General features: G+C 63.1%; 3 protein-coding genes and 2 pseudogenes. 4 read left to right on the forward strand and 1 reads right to left on the reverse strand.

The window, feature by feature from the left end; all coding sequences use genetic code 11:
• A pseudogene (locus JOY90_RS25095) lies at positions 1-386 on the forward strand (chromosome partitioning protein ParB); the annotation flags it as partial.
• 692 nt (positions 387-1,078) lie between these two features.
• A complete protein-coding gene (locus JOY90_RS25100) occupies positions 1,079-1,390 on the forward strand; it encodes a DUF736 domain-containing protein (RefSeq protein WP_291693803.1) in 312 nt (103 codons plus the stop codon).
• 717 nt (positions 1,391-2,107) lie between these two features.
• Here JOY90_RS25100 and JOY90_RS25105 read toward each other — a convergent pair.
• Positions 2,108-2,704, reverse strand: a pseudogene (locus JOY90_RS25105) (IS3 family transposase); the annotation flags it as partial.
• A 38-nt stretch (positions 2,705-2,742) separates the two neighbouring features.
• Here JOY90_RS25105 and JOY90_RS25110 point away from each other — a divergent pair.
• Positions 2,743-3,366 (forward strand): Crp/Fnr family transcriptional regulator, encoded by a 624-nt coding sequence (locus JOY90_RS25110; protein ID WP_291693804.1) that lies wholly within the window; start codon positions 2,743-2,745, stop codon positions 3,364-3,366.
• 167 nt (positions 3,367-3,533) lie between these two features.
• Entirely contained in the window at positions 3,534-3,896 is a 363-nt protein-coding gene (locus tag JOY90_RS25115; protein ID WP_291693805.1) for a response regulator, read from the forward strand.
• Positions 3,897-3,956 lie beyond the last annotated feature (60 nt).

A 3,956-nucleotide genomic window follows, 5' to 3' on the forward strand; every position in this document is an offset into this window, starting at 1 on the left:
TGTTTGCGCATTGTGTTGCCGTGACGGTCAATGCCGTCAAGCTGCCGTGGGAACCAAGGCCTCGCGCCTTGGCGACGGCCGACCGGTTGGCGGAAGCCGTCACGCTCGACATGACCGGATACTGGCGGCCGACTGTGCGGAGCTATCTCGGTCGCATCACCAAGGCGCGCATTCTGGAAGCCGTGCGGGAGGCTGTAAGCTGCGAAGCCGCCGAGCGCATGACGCGGATGAAGAAGGCCGAGATGGCGGAAGCGGCGGAACAACTACTGGCCGCGACCGGCTGGCTGCCCAACTTGCTGAGGACGGCAAAAGCTGGCGACGAGCAGCCTGCTGCTGCGCCAGTGGACGCACAGGGCGACGACACCTATTCGCAGGCAGCCGAATAGGCCCGATGCCGGGGGCAGCTCGCGCGGCTCCCGGTTCAGTCTCAAAAGTTTCGGCCGCGCGCCTGACCGGCGCGCGGCCGATTTCGGTGGTGCAAAGATGCGACTCGTCGAAGCGAGCCCCACTTGATGGTCACGAGACACCATGCCTTCCGACGTGCCAGCTTTTGTCGCCAGTTGCCTGACGGCACGGCGCCGACCAGCGACGGAGATCGCCGCGCTGACTCCTTGATTCGCGCGACGAGCTCAATCCCTATGATTGACTTTTGTTGGAGTGGGCCTTCGTGGCGCCGTCGATCCCGCGCGCGGATGCGGGACTGGCTGCTGGCGTTTTCCTGGCTGCGCTTTCTCCGCCCGTGCTAGGAGCGCCAGCTTTCGTTCGATCGACCAATCCATGTCTGTTGACCGCAAATGCGGGTCGCCGTGGTTGTCTCATCAGTTCGTCCACGGCTCGCGTCCACGCAACCTCGAATGGGCTGATCAGGCCCGAGGGCCGGCCTTCGGCCTCGATCGCCTTCCCGCAACGGCTCCGCCGGCTTTTTTCCCCTGCCGCAAAGCAGCGGCATTCCTCGCGGGAAGTCAAAAAAGCCGACTGACGCCGTCCTCCGCTGGCGCTGCGGGCCGATCGCTCCCCGGGCCAAGGACAGCCGTCGAGGCCGCGATGGGCGCGGTCCGAAACACAGAAGGAGACCACCATGGCTACCATCGGCACTTTCACCGCGTCGGACAACGGCTTCGCCGGATCGATCAAGACCCTGACGCTCAACATCAAGGCGAAGTTCGTCGCAAGCGAGAAGGAGAATGACAAGGCGCCTGACTATCGCATCTTCGCCGGTGCCACCGAATTCGGCGCTGCCTGGAAGAAAACCGCCCGCGACAGCGAACGCGAATACCTCTCGGTCAAGCTCGACGATCCGAGCTTCCCGGCGCCGATCTACGCTTCGCTGGTGAAGGTCGAGGGCGACGAGGGCTTTACCCTTATCTGGTCGCGCCGCAGCGGCGACTGATCCGTCCAGATCATAGGCCCCGCCTCTTCGGAGGCGGGGCTCTTTTGCTTTCATTCGCACTTTGTACCAAAGTAACCAGCCTCTCCCTTTTTTATAAAGTGAATTGCTATGGGCTCCGCCCTCGCGCGCGCAAGGGTGAAGCACGCTGATGCGTGCCGGCCGGAGTGGTCTCACCGGCCGTCCGCGCCAAGGTTCGGATTTGATGACATTTGTCATCAGGCGCGTGCAGACGCGCGCTTGAGAAGCGCGCCCTTGTCGGGCGGGCGATCCCCCTCCGCATCCGGCCGCCCTTGCCCTTGCTTCCCCCAAGTCTCGCCGACGGGCGGGGTTGCAGCGCAGCGCTGCGCTTCAACCTGCCCCTAGAAGGTGAATGACCATGAATGTGATGTCTCTGTCCCAGACCGAACAAGCCGTACCCGGTGGCTTCCGGGTGGATATTCGCGTCCGCCGCTCGCCGGGCCTTTCGGACCGGCTCGCAAAACAAACCGCCCAACGTCATGTCACATTTGCAAAGCCAATGTTGGGCATGGGCCGTGAGATCGGCCCGCCTTAGTTTTCGGTCAATCCGACACGCATTTGAAGCAGCGCCAAACCGGAGGTGCTTTGTCCGCGGATGAAGGCACTAAGGTCGCCATTCCCTTACAACGGGGACTGAACTGGTCCCGGTTGTCTGAACAAAAATTCCGCGTCGATAAGTGGAGCGTCTGCCGGGGTTAGTTAGGCCGCCGCGCGGAGCGGAGGAAGATCGAAGTAGGCTTGATCCGGGGTGCGGTCGTCAAGGCTCGAATGCGGTCGTCGTCCGTTGTAGAAGTCGAGATACTGACCAATCGAGCTTCGTGCCTCGCCGACGGTTTCGTAAGCTCGCAGGTAGACCTCCTCGTATTTGATGCTGCGCCATAGCCGCTCGACGAACACGTTGTCCCGCCAGGCGCCTTTGCCGTCCATGCTGATGGCGATGCCGTTGCTGGCGAGCGCGCCGGTGAAGGCCGAGCCGGTGAACTGCGAGCCTTGGTCCGTATTGAAGATTTCTGGCTTGCCGTGACGAGACAGGGCATCTTCCAGTGTCTCGACGCAGAACGCCGCCTCCATCGTGATCGACAGCCGCCACGACAGCACCCGGCGGCTCGCCCAGTCCAGCACGACGGCGAGATAGACAAAGCCGCGCGCCATCGGGATGTAGCTGATGTCCATGGCCCAGACCTGGTTCGGTCGCGTGATCTCCATGCCGCGCAGCAGATACGGATAGATTCTGTGACCGGGCTCGGGCTTGGTGGTGCGCGGCCGGCGATACAGCGCCTCTATCCCCATCCGCCGCGGCGACCGATTATGCGCATGTTTCGTCACACCTCGAGATGGTCTCGCTGGCTGCCGGCGAAGTTCTCTACAACCCCGGCGGTGACGTCAACACGGTGTATTTCCCGTGCGAAGGGAGCGCGATCTGCTTCGTCGTGGCCATCGAAGACGGGCACGAGGTCGATGTCCCCCTGATCGGACGCGAGGGGGCGGCCGGCGGCATCGTCAGCCACGGACGCCTGCCGGCGTTTTCCCGCATCGAGGTTCGACTGGGCCGGCTGCCGGTCAGCCGTATCCAGGCCGCGAAAGAGAAGTCGAGCACCTTCAGCAATGTGTTCGCCCGCTATTCGGATTGCCTGCTGGCACAAATTCTGCAGAGCAGCGCCTGCAATGCCGCGCATTCGATCGAACAGCGCGCGGCCAAGTGTATCCTGGCGGCGACGGCTCGAACGGGTGGCCAGACTATACCCTTCGGTCACGCCCAGCCCGCCGCGATGCTCGGCGTCGGACGGAGCTATGCCACCCGGATCATCCGGGATTTCAGCGCAAAACGCATCCTGAGGACGGGAAGGATGGAGCTTGAGGTGCTGGATCCGTCCGCCCTGCGTTCGAAATCCTGCAACTGTGACGAAGCGGTCAAATCCCATTTCACGGATGTGCTTCGCGGCGTGTATCCACCCTAGGCCGTGTACTGCGCCCGGACTCTGCCCGACGGCGAACGATGATGCCTGTGCGGTGGAACAACAGCCGGCGCTATGTCCTTTCCGGACCAGCCGCCGGTCTGAGCGAATGTTGCAGCCGCTGAACCGGAAGCGGCATTTCGGATTAACATGGGATAACGGAGGAGCCCATGCCCCAGTTCGTTACCCTATTGGTCGAGGACGACATGCTCCAGCGCGAGGTCATGGCGGACTTGCTCAGAGACGAGGGATTCGAGGTCGTCGAGTGCGCGACGGCCGAAGCCGCCGAGTCGATCGTCGCGACCTCGGGTACGGAGCTGCGCGCTCTCATAACCGACAATAGGCTCTCAGGCAGCATGTCCGGGATCGAACTCGCCGAGTACGCCCGCCAAAGATACCCGGCAATGAACATCATCGTCATGTCCGGCAAGGAGGTGCCGAGGCTGCCCGCCCATACGACCTTTCTCCAAAAACCCTTCGAGCCGGTTCACCTGCTCCAGGCCGTCATCGGACGAAACCGAGCGGGGCGGTGACCGGCCTCATACCACGGGAGAAAGTCCGACCTCTGCCGGCCCGCGGGCGCGATCCGCGGT

Origin of the sequence: Bradyrhizobium sp. (assembly GCF_019242285.1) — a bacterium.
Classification (GTDB): domain Bacteria; phylum Pseudomonadota; class Alphaproteobacteria; order Rhizobiales; family Xanthobacteraceae; genus Bradyrhizobium.

What these genes read in the sequence shown, in the direction of transcription:
- JOY90_RS25100 (WP_291693803.1), top strand. Translation starts at nt 1,079, where the DNA reads ATGGCTACCATCGGCACTTTCACCGCGTCGGACAACGGCTTCGCCGGA.
- JOY90_RS25110 (WP_291693804.1), top strand. Translation starts at nt 2,743, where the DNA reads ATGGTCTCGCTGGCTGCCGGCGAAGTTCTCTACAACCCCGGCGGTGAC.
- JOY90_RS25115 (WP_291693805.1), top strand. Translation starts at nt 3,534, where the DNA reads ATGCCCCAGTTCGTTACCCTATTGGTCGAGGACGACATGCTCCAGCGC.